The organism is Amycolatopsis melonis, assembly GCF_040064235.1.
In the GTDB taxonomy this organism is placed as follows: Bacteria; Actinomycetota; Actinomycetes; order Mycobacteriales; family Pseudonocardiaceae; genus Amycolatopsis; species Amycolatopsis melonis.
Map to the genome: position 1 here is coordinate 357,557 of NZ_JBDZYD010000004.1, position 19,287 is coordinate 376,843.

Below are 19,287 nucleotides of genomic sequence, written 5' to 3' on the forward strand. Positions count from 1 at the left end.
CGGACCCGGAACCCCGGCGTCCGCGCGACCCGAGGAGTTCCGATGTCCACCGCTCACCTGATCGTCACCATCGCCGGCGCGGCCATGGTGGGGTTCTCGGCCGTTTCGGTGTTCGCCCACGCGAAGTGGGTCGTCGAGCCGATCACCGAGTACGGCGTGCCCCGCGCATGGTGGCCCTGGCTGGGCACGGCCAAGGCGGCCGGCGCGGCAGGCCTGATCGCGGGCCTGTTCGTGCCACCGCTCGGCATCGCGGCGGCGATCGGCCTGGTGCTGTACTTCGCCGGCGCGCTCGTCACGGTGGCCCGCGCGCGGTCGTACGGGCACCTGGTGTTCCCGCTGCTCTACGTCGCGCCGGTGGTTGCTTCGCTGGTGCTGTGGCTGTGACGGGCTGGCCGCCGCGTCATGTGGCGGTGGCGGTGGCGGCCGGGCTGGTGCGTCATGTTGCTTGGCCGTGACGGGTGGGCTGGTGCGTCACGTCGCTTCGCCGTGACGGGCGGGCCTGTGCCTTATGTTGCGTGGCTGCGGCGGAGTGGCCGTCGCGTCACGTCGCGTCGCCGTGGCGGGCGGGCTGGTGCGTCATGTCGCGTCGCCGTGGCGGGCGGGCCGCTGCGTCATGTTGCGTGGCTGTGGTGGGCGGGCTGGTGCGTCATGTCGCTTCCCCGTAGCGGGCGGGCTGGTGCGTCAAGTCGCGTGGCCGTGGCGGGCAGGCCGCTGCGTCACATCGCTTCGCCGTGCCGGGCGAGCCACCGGAGGGCGTCGGCCGCGTGGTGCAGCACGGACAGGTGTCCCTCGCCGGGCAAGGGCCGGTACTCCGCGTCCGGGCAGCGCCCGGCGAGCCAGGCGCTGTGCGAGGCGGGGATCATCCGGTCCTCTTCGCCGTGCAGCAGCAGGACGGGCGCGGTGATCCCGGCGGGGTCGCAGCCCCACGGCCGGACGTAGGCGAGGTCGTCGTCGATCAGGCCGCCGGGCCCGTCCGCGAGCGCCGCCCGGACGACCTCGTTCAGCCACGACCACGACCCGCGGAGCGCGGCCAGGTCGGCGGCGGTGAAGACGTCCGGGTCGAACTCCGCGGCGGCTTCGTGCTTTTCCTTGGCCGCCCGCCCTTCGGTGGCCGCGCGCAGTGAGGCGGCGCTCGCGGCGGCCATGCCGCCGAACCAGTCGAGGCCCTCGGCGCCGAACGGCGCCACCGCGGCGAGGCTCGCCACGGCGACCACCCGCCCGGGCAGCAGCGCGGCGCAGGCGAGCGCGTGCGAACTGCCGCCGGAGTGGCCCATGAGGGCGAAGCGGCCGATGCCGAGCGCGTCGGCGACGGCGGTCACGCACTCCGCGACGTCGCCGACGCGCCGTCCGGGCACCGGCGTGGAAGTGCCGTACCCGGGCCGGTCGAACGACACCCACCGCACACCCAGTTCCCGCGACAGCGGCAGCAACGGCCCGGGCGGCGCGCCGGTGTTGGGCGTGCCGTGGTGCCAGAAGACAGTGAGCCGGGCGGGACCGCCGGTGTCGTGGACGTGCAGGCGGCGCCCGCCGGGCAGGGTCAGCTCGGTTTCGGTGACCGGCGGCGTCATCGGGCCAGCCGTCCGGCCAGCCAGGCCAGCGAAAGCGGGTAGCGGTAGTCGATCGCGCCGTGCCCGGCGTCGAACAGCTCGAAGTGCACCCGCTCGTCCGGCAGGCCCGCCCGCGCGAGTTCCGCCCGGAACGCCTGCGCGCCGACGTCGAGGAAGTACTCGTCGCTGGTGCCCGCGTCGATCCACACCGCCCGCAGCGAACGCACCGCTTCGGCGTGGCCCGGCACCATCCGGACCGGGTCCCAGCCGAGCCAGCGCTGCCACACCGCGGGCCGCACCACGCCGGTCGCGGGGTCGAACGGCAGTTCCGGTGTTCCGTCCGCGGCCGCCGAGAAGCACGCCGAAACCCCGAGCAGCTGCAGCAGCACCGGGTCTTCCGGCCGGGTGAACGCCGGACGGCTGCGGAAGTCCGCCCACCACGCGTGGATGTCCTGGTCGTAGTCGCGCAGGGCCCGGACCGCCTTGCCGAAGTCGGGCACGTAGCACAGTTCGTACAGCGAGTCGCCCGCGTGCGTGGCCAAGGCGCCGAAGAGATCGGGACGCAGCATCGGCGTGATCATCGCGCCGAAGCCGCCCGAGGACTTGCCCGCGATCGCGCGTGACTCGCGGTCGGGGATGGTCCGGTAGCGCGCGTCGACCCACGGCACGATCTCGTCGCACAGGTAGGAGTGGTAGCGCCCGGTGCCCGGCGAGTCGACGAACTGCGAGCCGCCGTACGCGGTCCACGCGTCGACGTACACGACGACGCACCCCGGCGCGCCCTCGGCGAAGACGGCGTCGGCCGTCTCCACGAACGGCTGCCGGAACGGGGTCCGGTTGGCCCACATCGTCAGGTGCCCGGTGTAGCCCTGGATGACGTACACCGCCGGATAGCGCTCGCCGCCGTCGTAGCCCGGCGGGACGTACACCCACAGCGGCCGTTCGTGCGGGTCGCCGAGCGGGTTCCCGCGCAGCAGCTCGGAAGTGACGGTGTGCCGGTCGAGCCGGCCGGCGAGGGTGCCGTCCCAGGGCAGCATGCGGCCAGTCAACCACGGGCCGCCGCCACCGTGGGCCCAGACGGTAAACCGGTCGCCGCGGCCCGGCGCGTCTGGCACGATCGGGCAGGTGCCCCCGGTCGAGATCGCCTGCGACGAGTCGGGGTCCGAGGGCGAGAACCTGCTCGGCGGCGAAACGGACGTCTTCGCCCACGCCGGCGTGCGGCTGACGCCGGAGGAGGCGGAGGCCTGCCTGCGCGAGATCCGGGCCCGCATCGGCTCGCCCGCGGAGGAGTACAAGGCCAACCACCTGCTGCGCGCCAAGCACCGCCCGGTGCTGGAATGGCTCCTCGCCCCGGACGGCCCGCTGGCAGGCCGCGGTCACGTGCACCTGACCGACAAGACGTTCTTCGCGGTCCGCGCGGCGGTCACGCTGCTGGCCGACGAGGGCACGGAAGAGCTGGCCCGCACGCTCCACCGCACGGGCCCGGTGGCCTTCGGAGCGGCCCGCTGGAACTTCTTCCTGGCGGCATTCACCAGCGTGCTGCGCCTCAACCCCCGCCGCGGCGTGACGACGTCCCCGGAGGAGTTCTTCGCCCTGGTAGCCGAGCTGGCGCAGAGCGGCGGCGAAGCGGGCGAGATCCTGGCCCGCTTCCGCGACGGAGAGGACCGCGTGGCGGCCTACCGGGCGAGGTTGGCGACGGACCCGGGTTTCGTCCCGGTCCTGGACCCCCTGGTCCCGGCGGTGATCCACACGGTCCGCCACTGGAGCGCGGAGGCAACCCCGGTCGAGCTGGTCCACGACGAGCAGCTGGCCCTGACGGCCGAGCGCGTCCTCCAGCTGAAGTCCACGCTGGGCCCCCGCCTGGCAGGAGTCCGGTTCGTCGACTCCCGCACGGACGCCCGAGTCCAGATGGCGGACTTCCTGGCCGGAGTGGCCCGCCGCATAGCATCGGACAAACTGAACACCCGCGGCGACGCCCGCCTGACCGGACTGCTGGAACCCTTCGTGGACGAGGGTTCGGTGTGGGGGAGCGGCCGCTTCAGAAGGTGATGTCGCCGTCGATGTCCCGCGCCTGCACGACGTTCCCGCCGACGCTGCCGGAGACCTGGTTGGTGACGCCCCCGTACTCGGCCTGCTGCCCGACGGAGGAGCGTTCCCATTCGGTCCGCAGCTGCTCCCCGAAGGCGGGATCGGAAGCTTGCTTGGCTTCGAGGGTCTCGGCGAGATCCCGTACTTGCGGCGAGTCCTGCGCGGCCCCCTCGGCGGCCTCGAGAACGGCCGTGGCATCGGGATCATCGGCGAACTTGGCCTTGACGAGGGTGTAGAGCGCCGCGGCAACCCTCCCGGCAACAGCTGCGGCCACGGACATCAGGACAGGCTCAGGCATGGGCGACCCCCTCCGGTCCCCTTCGAGGATACGGCCGCCTACCTGCTGCACAAGGCCCGAAAGCGGGGCCCACCTGTGCGTGGGGTGGGACAGCGTGCTCGTCGCTGCCCCACCACCGGTCAAACCGGCAGTTACGCGATCGCGTCCGCTGCCCCGTTGCAGAGGATTTTCCTCTCCGGATTCCAGTAATCCTCGCCGAAGACTCGGGGAGGCTGGCTACATGTGATCCCGGAGGCGATATGCGTTGTCTGCGGGGTGCTCACCTCTGGGGTGGGCATGACAGCCACGGTGGCGCTGAGAACGAGCGCAGAGGCCACCGCTGCGGCGCGAACTGGACGAACTTCTTGCATGGATTGTGTTTTTACTTTCTTGAATCCAATTTCAGGGGACGTCTCGAGGCGGCCTCTCGCGCGGTGGCGCGGTTCGGTTCTTACGGCCCGGGTGGGGGTCGTGTGGATCACACTATCCGGGCTTCGATGGCGGCCTCGTTTGGGGGTCCCAAACACACCGTGTGTCCCATGTCCTCGATTCGGGTGCGCTCACTCTGCCTTGGGCGTTCGTAAACCCTAACGGGTGATATGTACTCGCGGGTAGCATGCTGCGGCGCGCCCGGGTCGTGTATGAACCGGAGTAGGTTTCACGTTACCGGCGAGTATTGTCGACCGTGCTCTCGGCGTCACCCGAAAGAAGGACCAAGTCCTCGCGAACGTGCCGCTCACCGTCGGCGTTCCCCAGGTCGGCATAAATCGCCGCGGCGATGAGCCAGCCCTCCTCGGCGGCCGCTCGGCGGCCCGTTTCGTGCAATGCGTGGCCGAGTATGTCCAAGGCCTCTGCCTCGACCTCGGCGCTGTGGTTGCGCATGGCCAGCCGGACCGCTTGGCGCGCGTAGCCGATCGCCGCCGGGTGGTGGGACTGCCTGTGGTGCACCTTGGCCAGTACGCAGCAGGCTCGTGGGCCGACCTCGATGTCGTTGATCTGCTCGATGATCACCAGCGCGCGCTCGCCGTAGTGCTGCGCGTCCTCGTACTGGTACTGCTCGCACAGCGTTGCGGCCATCTCGGCCAGCGTGTCGGCTTGGCCGTGCCGGTTGCCGATCGTCTCCCGCAGGTTCAACGCCTGGCTGTACAGCGCCAGTGCTTCGCCGTGGCGTCCGCGGCTGCGCAGGGTTCCGGCGAGCCGGTGCAGGATGGCGGACTCGGTCCCCGCGCCGGCCGTGGCGGCGATCCGGTCGAGTGCACGCCGGTACAGTTCCTCCGCCGCGTCCAGGTGGCCGGCCTGGGCCTCGTAGGTGCCCAGGTGCAACAGGGACGTGGCTATTCCGATGGCACTGTGCGTTTTCTGGGCGATGGCGGCCGCGAGGTGCAGTTCCTGCAATCCTGCTTCCCAGTCGCCCAGCGCGAAATGAATGGCACCCAGGTCACTCCTGGACGCTCCCTCCGATTCGAGGTCGTTCACCGATTGGAGGGAGTTTATCGAAACGCCGTAGGCGTCGCGCAGTTCGCCGTAGAAACCATACCTGCGGTAAATGCCGTAGAGAGTATGCGGGATGCGCCAGGAGTATTCGTGATAGCCACGCTGTGCGGCCCATGGAACGAGACGGTCGAAATTGCCCTTCTCCTCCAGCAGCCAGTTCGCGGCAGCGCTTTCCGACGAGAACTCGATCGACGGAATTCCGTGCTCCGCCGGGAGCATCGGCACCGCCGGCCGGAACGGGAACAGCAGCCGGTCGGCGGCGAAACCCGTGTGCAGATAGAACGACAGGAGCCTGCGCTCGGCTTCCTCGCGGGCGACGGCGTACTCGGGGCGCTCTGCCAGGTCGCGGGCGAAAGTCCGCAGCAGGTCGTGGACCCGGTACCGCCCGCGATTGCCCGTGTGGGTCAGGAAATGCGTGCTGACCAACACGTCGAGCGCGTGCTGGACCTCCTTCGGAGGCAGGCCGGCCAGTGCGGCGGCCGCGTGCAGTGTCAGCTCCGGCATCGGGGACAGGCCGATCAGCCGCAGCAGGTTGCCGGCCTCGGGCGGAAGTGCGTTGTAGGTGACCAGAAGCGCGGCCCGCATGTTCGACGGCGGATCGTCGCCGTCGTCGCCGATGTCCAGCAGCCTGCCCTGGTCGCGCAGCTCGTCGGCGAACTCCGTCAGCGCCATTCCGTGGCGGCTTTCGATGTGGTGGGCCACCAGCTGCAGTGCCAGGGGAACCCCGCCGCACAACTCCGTGATCCGCGCCAGCGGCTCCTGTTCCCGCGCGTCGCGGGCACCGATGCGGCTGGTCAGGATGGCGACCGCGTGCGGCTCGTTGAGCGGGGTGACCGAGCAGCGCCGCGCGCCGTGGCGGCTGGCCAGCGCCGTCAGCCCCAGGCGGCTCGTCACCAGCAGCAGGCACGGGGAGAGCGTGAACAGCAACGGCAGCACGTGCGCCGAGTTCGCCGCGTTGTCGAGCACCACCAGCGTGCGCGTCTGGGCGAGGAGCTCGCGCAGCTTCGCTTCCCGCCGGGCGCGGGTCGGCAGGCGGGCGATCGGTACTTCGAACGCGTCGAGCAGCTCGTCGACCACGTCGTCGGCCTTGACCGGACGTCCGCCGTCGAAGCCGTGCAGGTCGAGATACAACGCCGTGTCGACCAGCCTGCCGTACTGCCGGTGCGCCCAGTGCACCGCCAGCGCCGTCTTCCCGATGCCCGCCAGGCCGTCCAGCACGATCACGCCGGGGCGGAACCGGCCGTCGGCGCTGCGGGCGAGGTCGTCGAGCGTCCTGAGCAGATCGTGGTGGCCGACGAAACCGGACGCGGCAGGCGGCAGCAGCGACCGCCCGCGCGGGGCCGGTGCCGGCAGCAGGCTGCGGGGCGGGTCCGAGGGCGGCCGGGGCCGGGGAAGCGAGGCCAGCCGCTCGGCCGCGCTCCGCGCGCCCCGGGTCGCCGGTGTCTTGCTCGCCAGCGAGTTGTAGTAGGCGAGCAAATCCGCGGCCGCGGCCTGGTCGTCGTCGGCGAGGAGCAGCCTGCGGACCGACAGGTGGTAGGCACCCATGTCGTCGGTGCGGCCGAGTTCGCGCAGCACGTGCAGGCGACGGCGGGCCAGCCCGATGTCGGTCCGGTGCTCGCGCTGGAGCTTGTCGAGCTTCTGCAACGCGGTGTCGAACCGGCCGAGGGCGATCAGCTCGCCCAGCAGCAGCTGGTTCGCCGGCAGCCAGACATTGTTCACCACCGAATAACGCCAGTCTTGGGCGCGCTGGGAGGTCAGGTCCGCGAGCGGCTGGCCCTGCCACAGGCCGAGTGCCGCGGACGCCATTTCCAGCGCCGTTTCGTGGTCGTTTTCCCGGCTGTGGCTGCGTGCCGTGCCGATCAGGTTTTCGAAGGTGAAATAGTCGATTGCGGACCGTTCGACGTCGAGCCGCAATGCGCCGTCGATCGTGCGGAGAGTCGCCGGAACACCCGCTTCGCGCATCGCCTTGCCGATGCGCGCGGCGTAGGTGCGGAACGTGGAAACCGGGTCGTTCGGCGCCGGTTCGTCGACCGGCCACACCCAGTCCACCAGCCGGGTCATGTCCATGCGTGCCTGGGGATCCGTGAGCAGCACGGCCAGCACCTTGCGCAGGCTGGCGGAGCCCCAGCCGGTGGTCAAACGACCGTGCATTCGCATGGTAGTCTGCCCGAGAATTCCGAATGCGATCTCCATCCCGCCAGCTTTCCCCCCTCCCGGGATCGCTGATCTTCCTCGCCCATTCCGAGTCTCGCATTCGCCCGTGCGCCCGCGCCACCGCTGTGACCTGTGCTGACATTGATTTGTCACGTTCGACAGGCCGCTGTCGCGCGGTTGACTGCGCGACGGACACGGCATTGACCGTCGCGGCTTTCATGCTTCCGGTGTCCAGTTCGAGCACCGAACGAGCGGAGCACGATGACGAATCACCGGTACGGCTGCCTGCCGGCGAAGCTCGCGGTTCTCCGTGCGCAGACCGGAAAGGAGGTGCGACAGCATGATCGAATTCAGTGAAGCGGACCGTGAACCGGCCTTCTGCAACCCCACCCAGTCGAGCTAACGAGGAGGAACAGCCGTGCAGCGTCCTGCCATCAAGCCCGAGCACCTCCCGGTCCGCCACGGTGCCGACCGCATCCGGATCGGGGGCATCGTCGCGGGCATCGCCGCCGACATCGCCGATCCCGACGGCTGGGTGTGGACGCTGCTCGAGCTGCTCGACGGTTCGCGGACCACGGACCAGGTCGTCGCCGACCTGGTCCGCCGCCACCCCGCCAGAACTCCCGACGACGTCCGGGCGGCCATCGGCGACCTGGTCCGCGCCGGATACGCCGAAGACGCCGGTGCGCCGGACCCCGCCGGGCTCACCGCCGCCGAGCGCGAACGCTACGGGCGGAGCAGGGCGCTGTTCCGCTGGATGGACCGCACGCCGCGCCGCACGAGCTGGGACACGCAGCTGCTGCTGCGCGCGGCCAGGGTCGTGGTGGTCGGTGTCGGCGGGGTCGGTTGCACCGCCGCCCAGACGCTGGTGGTGTCCGGGGTCGGGCACGTGCACTGCGTCGAGCCCGACGTCGTCGAGCTGTCCAACCTCAACCGGCAGATCCTGTTCACCGAACGGGACCTCGGCCGTCCCAAGGTCGAGGCCGCGGTCGACCGCCTGCGCGCGCACAACGGCGAGGTCCGGGTCACCGGCGAACGGCTCCACGTCGACGGTCCCGCGGTGCTGCAGCGGCTCGCGACCGGCTTCGACGTCCTGCTACTGGCCGCCGACCAGCCCGGCGAGATCCGGGCGTGGGCCAACCGCGCGTGCGTGGCGACCGGGACCGCGTGGGTGCACGGCGGCTACCACGGCCCCCAGGTCAGCTGCGGGCTGTACCGGCCGGGGACCGGCCCCTGCCACGAGTGCGCCCGTGTCGCCGAACGCGAACGCCGGGCCGGGCTGCCGCCGCGGACGTTCCCGGCCGCGGCCGGAAAGGTCCGCCACCACGCGGCCAATGCCGTGTCGGCCGGGATCGCCGGCCAGCTGGCCGCACACGCCACGCTGAGCCTGCTCACCGGCGCGCCCGCGCTGCGCACCAACTGCGAGTTCGGCTTCAACCTCGTCACCCTGCAGGACAGCTTCGCGCTCGGCCCGGAGTCGCCTCGGGCCGACTGCCCGGTCTGCGGGTGAGTCACTCCCGGGACGTCAGGTCCCGCGCCCGGGCGCGGAGGGTTTCGGCCCGGTCCGCGTCGAGGTTCTCGAGCAGTGCACCGGCTTCGGTCAGGCGCTCCACGGCGGCGGGGGCGTTGCCGGTCCGTTCGAGGGAGACGGCCACCGTCTCGAGAGCCTCGGCGAGCAGCGCTTCGGTGCCGGCGAGGGTCCGGTACAACGCGATGGCCTGGTTCGCGTGCTCGATCGCCGTGTCGTGGTCACCCAGTCCTTGCCACGCCACGGCTACGTCGCACAGGGCATAGGCCTCGCCGACGCGGTCGTCGGTCTCCCGGCGCAGCGCGAGTTCCCGTTGGGCGTGCGCGAGGGCTTGCCCGAATTCGCCGAGGCGGACGCTGATCCGGCTGAGATTGCACTCGACGACGGCTTCCGGACGGCCGCCCGCCTGCCGGGCCGGCGGCAGGGCCCGGAGATAGAAGTCGCGTGCCTCCGGGTAGCGCTCCTGGAGGAAGCGGAGCTGTCCCAGGCCCACCAGCGCCACCCGCTGCCGGACGACGTCGCCGAGTTCCCGCGCCAGGGCGAGCAGCCGGGTGAAGTCGGCCTCGGCGTCGTCCCAGCGCCCCAGATCGGCGAGGGTGTCGCCCCGGAAGCCGAGCAGGAACGCCTCCGCAGCGCGGTTTCCGGACGCCGCGGCGAGCCCGAGGGTTTCGGCTTCCAGCCGCAGCGGCCACAAGCCGCGTTCCCGGAGGCTGAGGAACCGCGCGGCGGCGGCCAGGGCCACGGCGGCCTCGGGTTCGGTGGCCACGCGCAGCACGGCCAGGAGGTTCGCCTGCTCGGTGGTCAGCCAGGCGAGCGCCTCGGCGCGATCGGCCAGCGGCAGGTCGGGTCCGGCCGCTGGCAGGTCGATGTCCGGCTGCTCGAGGCCGGGGAAGACCAGCCGGTCGGCGGCCTGGGCAGTGCGCGCGTACCACGTGACGAGCCGGGTCAGGGCGGCCCGGCGGCTGTCCGCGTCGTCGTCGCGTTCGGCGCGGTGCGCCGCATAGGCGTGCAGCAGGTCGTGGAACCGGTAGCGCCGGCCGCCGACGGACTCGATCAGGTGCATGTCGGCCAGTGCTTCCAGCAGCCGGTAGGCGGTGGCGACGTCGATCCCGGCGACCGCCGCGGCGGCGGGCACGCCCAGCTCGGCACCGGGATGCAGGCCCAGCCGCCGGAACAGGTCCGCGTGTTCGCCCGACAGCCGCGTGTACGACCAGTCGAACACGCTCCGCACGGCACTGCGTTCGTCTCCGCTGCTGCTCAACACATCCAGCCTGTTCTGCTCGCTCTCGATGTCCGCCACGACGTCGGCGACGCTGGTGTGGCGGCGGGTGGCGACGCGGGTGGCGGCGATCCGCAGCGCCAGCGGCAGCCGGGCGCAGACCTCGACGAGGCCGGCGACGGCTTCGGGTTCGGCGGCGACCCGGTCGGCCCCGAGGACCGTCCGGAGCAGGGCGTGGGCTTCCGCCGGGGTGAACAGGTCGAGGGTCAGCTGGCTGGCCGCTTCGGCGACGAGCAGCCCGGTCAGGCTCGCCCGGCTGGTGACCAGCACGACGCAGCCGGGCGTGCCCGGCAGCAGGGGCCGGACCTGCTCGGCGGTGCCCGCGTTGTCCAGCAGGATCAGCACCCGGCGTCCGGCGAGCACCGAGCGGTACACGCTGATCTGGGCGTCCAGCTCGGCGGGGATCCGGTCCTCCTCGACGCCCAGGACGTGGAGGAACGACGCGAGCACCAGCTCCGGCCGCACGGGCGCGCTGGGGCCGTAGCCGCGCAGGTCGGTGAACAGCGTGCCGTCGGGGAAGTGGCGTTCGACGCGGTGCGCCCACTGCACGGCCAGCGTCGTCTTCCCGACGCCCGCGGTGCCGTCGAGCGCGGCGATCACCATGGCGTCCGGACGGCCGAGCAGCAGGTCGTCCAGCCGGGCGAGCTGGCCGTCGCGGCCGGCGAAGTCGCGTACGGCAGGCGGCAGCTGGCGGGGGACCGGCAGGTCCTGCCGCCGCGGGGCGAGGACGACCTGCCCGATCGAGCCCGCCTGCACCACCGAACCGGCGACCGTGCCCGGCAGCTGGTTCGTCACCGATCTCGCGCCGTGCTCCGGTTCGTCGGCCATCGCGTTCCCCAGCCCGCAGCCCACCAGTCGAACTTCCGGTCTACCGCAAACCATCGGGCGGGTGTGCGGAATGTGAAAGGGACAACGCCCAGCGTCACCCGGATGCGATCGCGGAATCTCTGACTATAGTCAGGGAATGGACCGGAACCTGGTCGACACCGTCCGGCGGTTCAACCGGACGGTGACCCTGCGCACCGGCGTGCTCCAGGACGCCTTCCTCGCTCGCACCCGGCCGCTGGGGCAGGCGCGGGTGCTGTGGGAAATCGGCGTCGCCGGGCGGGATGTCCGCGAGCTGCGTGCACACCTGGAACTCGACTCCGGCTACCTGAGCCGGCTGCTGCGTGCGCTGGAGCAGGACGGGCTCGTGCGGGTCGAGCGCAGCGGGGCCGACGGGCGGGTGCGGACCGCGCGGCTCACCGAGGCCGGGCTGGCCGAACGGGCCGTTCTCGACCGGCTGTCCGATGACGCCGCCGCTGCCGTTCTCGCGCCGCTGTCCGACGGGCAGCGCACCCGGCTCGTCGCCGCGATGGGCGAGGTCGAACGCCTGCTGACCGCGTCCGCGGTCGACGTCTCGCCGCGGCCGCCCGGGCATCCGGATGCCCGGTTCTGCCTGCGTGCCTACTTTGCCGAGCTGGCCGGGCGGTTCGACGGCGGCTTCGACCCGCGGCGCAGCATTTCCGCGGCCGATGCCGAGCTGACGCCGCCCGCGGGCGTCCTGCTCGTGGCCACCCTGCACGGTGAGCCCGTCGGCTGCGGGGCGGTGAAGTTCCACGAGGACGCGCCCGCGGAGGTCAAGCGGATGTGGGTGGCGCCGTCGGCGCGGGGGCTCGGGCTGGGCCGCCGGCTGCTGGGCGAGCTGGAGGCGCACGCGGCCCGGCGGGGCGTGCGGACCCTGCGGCTGGAAACCAACCACGCGCTCACCGAGGCGATCGGGCTCTACCGGGCCGCGGGCTACCGCGAGGTCCCGGCGTTCAACGACGAGCCCTACGCCCAGCACTGGTTCGAGAAGCACCTGCCCGCAGCCCGTACCCTGGCCTAGTGCGGACCCGACCCACCCTGTCCTGGACGTCGGCCGAGGCCCCGCTGCCGCGGACGTCGAGCCTCGACGAGCTGACCGGCGTCGTCGCGCGCGGCCGGGTCGCCGTGCTCAGCGGGGCCGGGCTGTCCACCGAGTCCGGCATCCCCGACTACCGCGGCGAGACCGGCAGCCTGCGCCGCCACACGCCGATGACCTACGACGAGTTCGTCACCAGCGCCGAGGGGCGGCAGCGGTACTGGGCGCGCAGCCACCTCGGCTGGCGCACGATCGCCCGCGCCGCCCCGAACGACGGCCACCGCGCGGTCGCCGCGCTGGGCGAAGCCGGGTACGTCCGCGGCGTCGTCACCCAGAACGTCGACGGCCTGCACCAGGCGGCGGGCACCACGGACGCGATCGAGCTGCACGGCAGCCTCGACCGCGTGATCTGCCTGGACTGCCGCCGCACCAGCCCGCGTGCCGAGCTGGACCGACGGCTGCGGGCGGCCAACCCGGGGTTCGCCGCGGAGGCCACGCGGATCAACCCGGACGGCGACGTCGAGCTGCCCGCCGAGGTCGTGCGCCGGTTCACCACGGTGCCGTGCGCGGACTGCGGCGGCGTCCTCAAGCCGGACGTCGTGTTCTTCGGCGAGAACGTGCCGCGGCCGCGGGTCGAGCAGTGCTACCGGCTGGTCGACGACGCCGCGGCGCTGCTGGTGCTCGGTTCGTCCCTGACGGTGATGTCCGGGCTCCGGTTCGTCCGCCACGCGGCGGCCGCGGGCAAGCCGGTGCTGATCGTCAACCGCGGCGAAACCCGCGGCGACCGCCACGCGGCGGTCCGGGTGGACCGGCCGCTGGGGCAGGCCCTCACCGAGCTGGCGGCCCGCCTTGGCTGCGCGGATCGCGGCCGCACCGCGTGAGCAGCCCAGTCTGCCGCGGCTGTCGTGAGCGGTAATTCGGGTTAGAACCCTCATTGCCACTCACGACAAGCCGCGGCAGACCACTCGTCAGTGCGCTCCGGCCACCGCGCGCTCGGCCGCCGGGGTGAAACCGGCGAACGCGTCCACTGCCCGCTGGGTGTCCTCGGCGACCAGGTCGTGGTTGAGCGCGCCCGCGGCGGCCGCGCCCTGGGCCGCGGCGATGATCACGGTTGCGCGCGCGTCGATCACGTTGCCCGCGGCCCACACGCCCGGCACGTTCGTCCTCCCGGTCGCGTCGGTGCTGCCTTCCTCGTAGCCGAGCGCGCGCAGCAGCTCGTCGTGCGGCACGGTCCGGGTGCGCAGGAACAGCGCCGTCCGCGGCACGAACCGGTCGCCGATTTCGACGCCGGTGAGGTGGCCGTCTTCGCGCCGCAGGGCGGTCACTGTTCCTTCGACGACCCGGATTCCGCGCGCGTCGAGCCGTGCACGGTCCTCTTCGGACAGTGGGGCCGTGTGGGCGAAGTAGACGACGTCCGGCGACCACTGGCGCACCAGCAGCGCGTGCTCGACGCTCCCGGCCTCCGTGCCGAGCACGCCGAGCGGCTGGTCGCGCACCTCGTAGCCGTGGCAGTACGGGCAGGTGACCGCGTCGGTGCCCCAGCTTTCCCGCAGGCCCGGGATGTCCGGCAGGTCGTCGTGGACGCCGGTCGCGACGAGCACCCGGCGGGCGCTCAGCTGCCGTCCGCTCGCCAGCCGCGCGGTGAAGCCCGGTTCGAGCCGCGTCACGCTGTCTTCGAGGAGCTCCACGCCGTAGCCGCGCAGCTCCTCGCGGCCGATCTTCAGCAGGTCGGACGGCGGCAGGCCGTCGCGGGACAGGAAGCCGTGCATGTGCGACGCCGGGGCGTTGCGCGGGGCCCGGGCGTCGACGACGGCGACGCGCCGCCGGGCCCGGCCCAGCATCAGGGCGGCGCTGAGACCCGCCGCGCCGCCACCCACCACCAGGACGTCGAAGTCGTTGTGTTCGCTCATGCCGCCACCATGAACCAGGCTTCGCGGATCCGACAATCAATGTTGCCGTTTCCGGGAAAAGCGGGTTTCCTGGGAGCATGACGGACGCGATCACCCAGGCACTCGCCGAGGTCGGCCCGCGCCTCAAGCGGGTCCGCACGCAGCGGCGGGTCACGCTGGCCGACCTGTCGGCGGCCACCGGCATCTCGAAGAGCACGCTGTCGCGGCTGGAGTCCGGCCAGCGGAAGCCGAGCCTGGAGCTGCTGCTGCCGATCGCCCAGGCCCACCAGGTGCCGCTCGACGAGCTGGTCGGCGCCCCGGAGGTCGGCGACCCGCGCGTGCGGCTGACCGCCCGCCGCATCCCGCGGCACAACGGCACGTCGATGACGGTGCTCCCGCTGACCCGCCAGCCCGGCGCGCCGCAGGCGTTCAAGATGATCCTCGACCCGGACCCGGGCGAGCCGGAACCTCAGGTGCACGAGGGCTACGAGTGGCTGTACGTGCTGTCGGGGCGGCTGCGGCTGATCCTCGCCGACCGCGACATGATCCTGGGGCCCGGCGAGGCGGCGGAGTTCGACACCCGGCTGCCGCACTGGTTCGGCGCGGTCGGCAGGCCCGCCGAGATCCTCAGCCTGTTCGGGAAGCAGGGGGAGCGGCTGCACCTGCGCGCGAAGTCCCGGTCCTGAAGGCGCTTTCTCCGAGCGTCCACTTCGGACGCGTCCACAATAGAGGGAAAAATCCGGGCAAATCGGACTGCCCGGCGAGGAAAACTGCCCGTTGCGTCCGTGTAAACCGGGCGCTATGTTAGCGCTCACAATCGTCGGCCCGACACCTTGGTAATCCCGGACGCAGGCGGGAGATCAACATGGCACGACAGTCGAGATCGGCACTGGCCGCGGCAGTTTTCTCGGTCGGCACGCTCGTCGCAGGACTCCTGATAAACGGGGGAGTTTCGCAGGCCGCCACGCAGGGGCCGTGCGACATCTATGCGGCAGGCGGCACGCCGTGCGTGGCCGCGCACAGCACCACGAGGGCGTTGTACGGCGCCTACACCGGCCCGCTCTACCAGGTCCGGCGCGCTTCGGACAACGCCACCCGCGACATCGCCCCGCTGACCGCGGGCGGGGTCGCCGACGCGGCGGCGCAGGACTCGTTCTGCGCCGGGACCAGCTGCCTGATCACCATCATCTACGACCAGTCGGGCCGCAACAACCGGCTCACGCAGGCGCCGCCGGGCGGGTTCAACGGCCCGGCCGCGGGCGGGTACGACAACCTGGCCAATGCCACCGCGGCGCCGATCACCGTCGGCGGCCACAAGGCCTACGGCGTCTACATCGCGCCGGGTACGGGCTACCGCAACAACAACACCAACGGCGTCGCCACCGGCGACCAGCCCGAAGGCATGTACGCCATTTTCGACGGCACGCACTACAACGGCGGCTGTTGTTTCGACTACGGCAATGCCGAGCGCAACAGCCGCGACAACGGCAACGGCACGATGGAGGCCATCTACTTCGGCAACAGCAAGACCTGGGGTTACGGTGCCGGCAACGGTCCGTGGATCATGGCGGACCTGGAAAACGGCCTGTTCTCCGGGGTGAACCAGCGCTACAACGCCAACGACCCGAGCATCAGCCACCGGTTCCTGACCGCGATCATCAAGGGCGGGCCCAACCACTGGGCCATCCGCGGCGGCAACGCCCAATCCGGCGGCGTGTCGACGTTCTACGACGGCGTGCGCCCGAACGTGGCGGGCTACAACCCGATGAAGAAGGAAGGCGCGATCATCCTGGGCATCGGCGGCGACAACAGCGTCGGCGCCCGCGGCACCTTCTACGAAGGCGTGATGACGTCCGGTTATCCTTCTGATGCAACAGAAAACGCGGTGCAGGGCAACATCGCCGCGGCCGGGTACGCCACCGTTCCCGCGGGAGCCGGCCTGACGCCCGGTTCGACCGTCTCGCTGCGGGCCACCACGGCGTGCTGCACCGACCGCTACATGCACCACACCGGCTCCACAGTGGACACTGCGGTGGTGAACAGCGCCAGTTCCGCGACGGAGAAGGGCAACGCGTCCTGGACCGTGCGGGCCGGGCTGTCGAACAGCAGCTGCGTCTCGTTCGAGTCGAGGAACACGGCCGGGCAGTACCTGCGGCACCAGAACTACCAGCTGCATTTGCAGGCCAACGACGGAAGTTCGCTGTTCGCCCAGGACGCGACGTTCTGCCCGGAGGCAGGCAGAAGCGGGCAGGGAACCTCCCTGCGGTCGGTGAACTATTCCGACCGGCTGGTCCGCCACTACAACAACATCGTGTACATCGCGGCGGACGGCGGCCCGAACACGTTCGACAGCGCGAACGCGTACAACGACGACGTCAGCTGGGTGGTCAGCGCTCCCTGGGCGTCCTGATTTCCGGCCGGTCACGCACTGCGTTCCGTGGTGCGTGACCGGCTTTCCGATTCACCCCAGTTCCCGCTGCATCAGCAGGGTGTCGAGCCACCGGTCGTGCTTGAAGCCGACGCGGCGCAGCACTCCCGCATCGGCAAACCCCGCCGCCCGGTGGAGGTTACGGGAGGCCGGGTTGCCCGAGTCCACGATCACCGCGATCGCCTGCCGTACTCCCGCTTCCGCGCAGCGCTTCAGCAGCTCGTCCAGCAGACGGCGGCCGTGGCCGCGGCCCGTCGCCGTCGGGGACAGGTAGATCGTCGTCTCCGCCGAGAACCGGTATGCCGGTTTGGGACGCCACGGTGCCGCCAGCGCGTAGCCGAGGATCTCCCCGTCGCGGTCCAGGACCAGGAACGGCAGCTCGCTCTCCCGGATCTTCGCCCGCCACTGGTCCGGCGACAGCGGCGCCGTCTCGAACGTGACGACGGAATCTGTGGCATACGGGGCGAAGACGGCCGCGATGCCTTCCGCGTCGGCTTCCGTCGCCGGCCGGATTTCCTCTATAGTGGACATGGTCGCTATTATAGAGGAATGATCGATCCGGTCCTCCTCGGCCGCCGTCTGCACGAGCTGCGGGCGAGCCGCAGGCTGGCGCTCAGCGCTCTCGCGAAGGATGCGGGGGTCAGTGTCAGCATGCTGTCGGCCATCGAACGCGGCGAGAAGACACCGACGGTCGTCGTTCTCTCGCGGATTGCCGACGGCCTGGGTCTGTCTCTCTCGCGGCTGCTCGCCGGACTTGAAGCCGACCGCGTCATCCTGCGTCGCGCTGCCGAGCAGGAGCACATTGCCGAACCCGGAGGGTGGCACCGGACTGTGCTCACCCCCGTCGTCCCCGGTGTCAACTTCGAATGGATCCGGACGACTCTGCCGCCCGGCTGTGACGCCGGCAGCTTCCCCGCCTATGCGCCCGGCTCCCACGAGTTCGTCGCCGTCGAGTCGGGGACGGTGCACCTGGGGGTCGGCGACACCGAATACCGGCTCGACGCGGGGGATTCGCTCTATTTCCCGGCCGACGTCGAGCATTCCTACGCCAACCGCGGCGCAAAGCCGTGCGTGTACTACGTTGCCGCGCTCGTCATGCGGTCGCGGGCGGCGGGGTGAGGCCCAGCGACGAGATCAGCCGCGCGATCTCGTTGCGGTACAGCTTGGCGGGATTGGTCGTCTGGGCCCGCAGGTGCCCGAGCACCTCGAGCGAGACCAGCCCGTGCAGGTGTCCCCAGATCCGCAGGGCGAGCGCGACGGCCGCCGGGGGCAGGCCCGGGAACTCCGCGCGCACTTCGCCGGCCAGCTTCTCGTCGAAGTCCGTCCAGTCGAAGCTGTCGTCGGTGTAGCGGCCCGACGCCTCCGGCCACGCGCCCGCGGCCAAGCCCGTCAGGCCCGCGCAGACGCGGTGCTCGGCCTCCGGTGCCGCGCCGCCCTCGGGTGCCTGGTAGCCGGGGACCGGGTCGCCGTAGATCAGCCGGAAACCCTGCGGGTGAGCCAGTGCCCAGTCGCGGAAGGCGTGCGCCCACGCCAGGATGCGGCCGGCCGCGTCGGCCTCCGGGAGCGCGTCGCGTGCTGCTTCCAGGGTGTCTGCCAGTTCGGTGTAGACGTCCTTGATGAGGGCGGTGAGCAGGTCGTCGCGGGTGGCGAAGTAGCCGTAGATCGCGTTGGCCGTCATGCCCATTTCGCGGGCGATCGCGCGCAGCGTGATCGAGCCGGGCCCGCCCGAGGCCATCAGTTCGAGGGCGACGCGCTTGATTTCCGCCGTCGTCTCGGTCCGCAGCCGTGCCCGGCGGCTCGTCGTCGCGCTTCCCACGTCCTGGATCATACCGACCCGGGGACGCCGTATCTTTACTTCACGCCGTATAGTTACCGCATGCCGTGAAGTACACGGCTACTGAGGGAGCGACATGCACATCGGAATCATCGGCGCGACCGGCACGATCGGCCGCCGCGTCCTCGACGAGGCACTGGCCCGCGGGCACTGGGTGACGGCCTTCAGCCGGAACGCCACCCGCGTCACCGACGACCGGCCGGAGGTGACCTGGCGCAGCGTCGACGTGCTCGACGCCGGCAGCGTCGCCGCCGTCCTGCCCGGGCTGGACGTGCTGATCAGCGGATTCCAGCCGGGCAACGCCTCGGTCGACTTCCAGGACACCGTGCACCGCTCGATCGCCGACCCGTCGGTGTACGCGCAGGCGGCCCGGGCACTCCTGGAAGCACTGCACGGGCACCCGCGGACGCGGCTGATCGTCATCGGCGGGGCGGGCAGCCTGGAGGTCGAGCCGGGTGTCGTCCGCGCCGACCACGACCACCTGCTCCACGAATCCCTCGACGCGCTGGGACTGCCGCGCGAGTACGCGGCGGCGGTGCGCGGCCACCGCGACGCGCTGAACGTCCTGCGCACGTCCAACCGGCTGTGGACCTACTTCAGCCCGGCGGAGGAAATCGCGCCGGGCGAACGAACGGGCCGGTTCCGGATCGGCGGCGACCAGCCGGTCCTCGACGCCGAGGGCCGCAGCCGCATCTCCGTCGAGGACGCGGCGGTCGCGCTGATCGACGAGGTGGAGCTGCCGCGGTTCGTTCAGCGCCGCTTCACCATCGGTTACTAGGGTCTGCCGCGGCTTGTCGTGAGTGGTAATTCGGGGTCTAACGCGAATTACCACTCACCACCGCGGACCGGCGGCAGATACGGTCACCGGGCCGGGCGTCTTGAATGAG

The 19,287-nt window shown here is 71.5% G+C and carries 17 protein-coding genes; 9 read left to right on the forward strand and 8 right to left on the reverse strand.

Annotated features, from left to right (window positions below):
• The first annotated feature begins 42 nt into the window (after positions 1-42).
• The gene (locus ABJI51_RS12595) at positions 43-384 is read left to right on the forward strand and encodes a DoxX family protein (protein ID WP_348950335.1); all 342 of its coding nucleotides are present in this window, start codon (positions 43-45) and stop codon (positions 382-384) included.
• Positions 385-716: 332 nt separating this feature from the next.
• Here the strand turns inward: ABJI51_RS12595 and ABJI51_RS12600 are convergent, their stop codons facing one another.
• On the reverse strand, positions 717-1,568 hold the full coding sequence (locus ABJI51_RS12600) for an alpha/beta fold hydrolase (RefSeq protein WP_348950337.1): 852 nt from the start codon (positions 1,566-1,568) through the stop codon (positions 717-719).
• Positions 1,565-2,584: an alpha/beta hydrolase gene (locus ABJI51_RS12605; RefSeq protein ID WP_348950339.1), complete on the reverse strand. Its 1,020-nt coding sequence runs from the start codon at positions 2,582-2,584 to the stop codon at positions 1,565-1,567. The genes ABJI51_RS12600 and ABJI51_RS12605 overlap by 4 nt, the downstream gene beginning before the upstream one ends.
• Positions 2,585-2,672: 88 nt before the next feature.
• On the opposite strand from ABJI51_RS12605, the gene ABJI51_RS12610 reads away from it, so the two are divergent.
• Positions 2,673-3,596, forward strand: coding sequence for a DUF3800 domain-containing protein (locus tag ABJI51_RS12610; protein ID WP_348950341.1), 924 nt, complete (start codon positions 2,673-2,675; stop codon positions 3,594-3,596).
• Here the strand turns inward: ABJI51_RS12610 and ABJI51_RS12615 are convergent.
• Both ABJI51_RS12615 and ABJI51_RS12620 read right to left on the reverse strand, forming a co-directional pair.
• On the reverse strand, positions 3,586-3,933 hold the full coding sequence (locus ABJI51_RS12615) for a hypothetical protein (RefSeq protein WP_348950343.1): 348 nt from the start codon (positions 3,931-3,933) through the stop codon (positions 3,586-3,588). The two genes, ABJI51_RS12610 and ABJI51_RS12615, sit on opposite strands and share 11 nt — an antisense overlap.
• Positions 3,934-4,575: 642 nt before the next feature.
• A complete protein-coding gene (locus ABJI51_RS12620; protein ID WP_348950345.1) occupies positions 4,576-7,557 on the reverse strand; it encodes an AfsR/SARP family transcriptional regulator in 2,982 nt (993 codons plus the stop codon).
• A gap of 421 nt (positions 7,558-7,978) precedes the next feature.
• On the opposite strand from ABJI51_RS12620, the gene ABJI51_RS12625 reads away from it, so the two are divergent.
• Entirely contained in the window at positions 7,979-9,070 is a 1,092-nt protein-coding gene (locus ABJI51_RS12625; RefSeq protein ID WP_348950346.1) for a HesA/MoeB/ThiF family protein, read from the forward strand.
• 1 nt (position 9,071) lies between these two features.
• Here ABJI51_RS12625 and ABJI51_RS12630 read toward each other — a convergent pair whose 3' ends face one another.
• The gene (locus ABJI51_RS12630) at positions 9,072-11,195 is read right to left on the reverse strand and encodes an ATP-binding protein (protein WP_348950348.1); all 2,124 of its coding nucleotides are present in this window, start codon (positions 11,193-11,195) and stop codon (positions 9,072-9,074) included.
• Between the two features lie 136 nt (positions 11,196-11,331).
• Here ABJI51_RS12630 and ABJI51_RS12635 point away from each other — a divergent pair, with 136 nt between their 5' ends.
• Together ABJI51_RS12635 and ABJI51_RS12640 are read left to right on the forward strand one after the other, a co-directional pair.
• Positions 11,332-12,234 (forward strand): bifunctional helix-turn-helix transcriptional regulator/GNAT family N-acetyltransferase, encoded by a 903-nt coding sequence (locus ABJI51_RS12635; RefSeq protein WP_348950350.1) that lies wholly within the window; start codon positions 11,332-11,334, stop codon positions 12,232-12,234.
• Positions 12,234-13,130 carry an NAD-dependent protein deacetylase gene (locus tag ABJI51_RS12640; protein ID WP_348950352.1) on the forward strand — a complete coding sequence of 299 codons (897 nt, stop codon included), beginning with the start codon at positions 12,234-12,236 and terminating at the stop codon, positions 13,128-13,130. The genes ABJI51_RS12635 and ABJI51_RS12640 overlap by 1 nt, the downstream gene beginning before the upstream one ends.
• A gap of 87 nt (positions 13,131-13,217) precedes the next feature.
• On the opposite strand, the gene ABJI51_RS12645 is transcribed toward ABJI51_RS12640, so the two are convergent.
• Positions 13,218-14,159, reverse strand: coding sequence for an NAD(P)/FAD-dependent oxidoreductase (locus ABJI51_RS12645; RefSeq protein WP_348950354.1), 942 nt, complete (start codon positions 14,157-14,159; stop codon positions 13,218-13,220).
• A 77-nt stretch (positions 14,160-14,236) separates the two neighbouring features.
• On the opposite strand from ABJI51_RS12645, the gene ABJI51_RS12650 reads away from it, so the two are divergent.
• The gene (locus ABJI51_RS12650) at positions 14,237-14,824 is read left to right on the forward strand and encodes a helix-turn-helix domain-containing protein (protein ID WP_348950356.1); all 588 of its coding nucleotides are present in this window, start codon (positions 14,237-14,239) and stop codon (positions 14,822-14,824) included.
• Between the two features lie 179 nt (positions 14,825-15,003).
• Positions 15,004-16,548, forward strand: coding sequence for an alpha-L-arabinofuranosidase B (locus ABJI51_RS12655; RefSeq protein WP_348950358.1), 1,545 nt, complete (start codon positions 15,004-15,006; stop codon positions 16,546-16,548).
• Between the two features lie 51 nt (positions 16,549-16,599).
• Here ABJI51_RS12655 and ABJI51_RS12660 read toward each other — a convergent pair whose 3' ends face one another.
• Positions 16,600-17,097 carry a GNAT family N-acetyltransferase gene (locus tag ABJI51_RS12660; protein ID WP_348950360.1) on the reverse strand — a complete coding sequence of 166 codons (498 nt, stop codon included), beginning with the start codon at positions 17,095-17,097 and terminating at the stop codon, positions 16,600-16,602.
• An 18-nt stretch (positions 17,098-17,115) separates the two neighbouring features.
• Here ABJI51_RS12660 and ABJI51_RS12665 point away from each other — a divergent pair, with 18 nt between their 5' ends.
• Positions 17,116-17,685, forward strand: coding sequence for a helix-turn-helix domain-containing protein (locus ABJI51_RS12665; protein WP_348950362.1), 570 nt, complete (start codon positions 17,116-17,118; stop codon positions 17,683-17,685).
• Here ABJI51_RS12665 and ABJI51_RS12670 read toward each other — a convergent pair.
• Positions 17,660-18,382, reverse strand: a complete 723-nt coding sequence (locus tag ABJI51_RS12670) for a TetR/AcrR family transcriptional regulator (RefSeq protein WP_348950364.1) — start codon at positions 18,380-18,382, stop codon at positions 17,660-17,662. The two genes, ABJI51_RS12665 and ABJI51_RS12670, sit on opposite strands and share 26 nt — an antisense overlap.
• A gap of 94 nt (positions 18,383-18,476) precedes the next feature.
• Here ABJI51_RS12670 and ABJI51_RS12675 point away from each other — a divergent pair, with 94 nt between their 5' ends.
• Positions 18,477-19,178 carry an NAD(P)-dependent oxidoreductase gene (locus ABJI51_RS12675; RefSeq protein WP_348950365.1) on the forward strand — a complete coding sequence of 234 codons (702 nt, stop codon included), beginning with the start codon at positions 18,477-18,479 and terminating at the stop codon, positions 19,176-19,178.
• The last annotated feature ends 109 nt before the right edge of the window (positions 19,179-19,287 follow it).

Bases quoted from the DNA above. Each gene is read 5' to 3' on its own strand.
- ABJI51_RS12650 (WP_348950356.1), top strand. From the start codon at position 14,237: ATGACGGACGCGATCACCCAGGCACTCGCCGAGGTCGGCCCGCGCCTC.
- ABJI51_RS12665 (WP_348950362.1), top strand. From the start codon at position 17,116: ATGATCGATCCGGTCCTCCTCGGCCGCCGTCTGCACGAGCTGCGGGCG.
- ABJI51_RS12615 (WP_348950343.1), bottom strand. From the start codon at position 3,933: ATGCCTGAGCCTGTCCTGATGTCCGTGGCCGCAGCTGTTGCCGGGAGG.
- ABJI51_RS12645 (WP_348950354.1), bottom strand. From the start codon at position 14,159: ATGAGCGAACACAACGACTTCGACGTCCTGGTGGTGGGTGGCGGCGCG.
- ABJI51_RS12605 (WP_348950339.1), bottom strand. From the start codon at position 2,584: ATGCTGCCCTGGGACGGCACCCTCGCCGGCCGGCTCGACCGGCACACC.
- ABJI51_RS12600 (WP_348950337.1), bottom strand. From the start codon at position 1,568: ATGACGCCGCCGGTCACCGAAACCGAGCTGACCCTGCCCGGCGGGCGC.
- ABJI51_RS12630 (WP_348950348.1), bottom strand. From the start codon at position 11,195: ATGGCCGACGAACCGGAGCACGGCGCGAGATCGGTGACGAACCAGCTG.
- ABJI51_RS12595 (WP_348950335.1), top strand. From the start codon at position 43: ATGTCCACCGCTCACCTGATCGTCACCATCGCCGGCGCGGCCATGGTG.
- ABJI51_RS12655 (WP_348950358.1), top strand. From the start codon at position 15,004: ATGGCACGACAGTCGAGATCGGCACTGGCCGCGGCAGTTTTCTCGGTC.
- ABJI51_RS12660 (WP_348950360.1), bottom strand. From the start codon at position 17,097: ATGTCCACTATAGAGGAAATCCGGCCGGCGACGGAAGCCGACGCGGAA.
- ABJI51_RS12620 (WP_348950345.1), bottom strand. From the start codon at position 7,557: ATGCACGGTCGTTTGACCACCGGCTGGGGCTCCGCCAGCCTGCGCAAG.
- ABJI51_RS12675 (WP_348950365.1), top strand. From the start codon at position 18,477: ATGCACATCGGAATCATCGGCGCGACCGGCACGATCGGCCGCCGCGTC.
- ABJI51_RS12635 (WP_348950350.1), top strand. From the start codon at position 11,332: ATGGACCGGAACCTGGTCGACACCGTCCGGCGGTTCAACCGGACGGTG.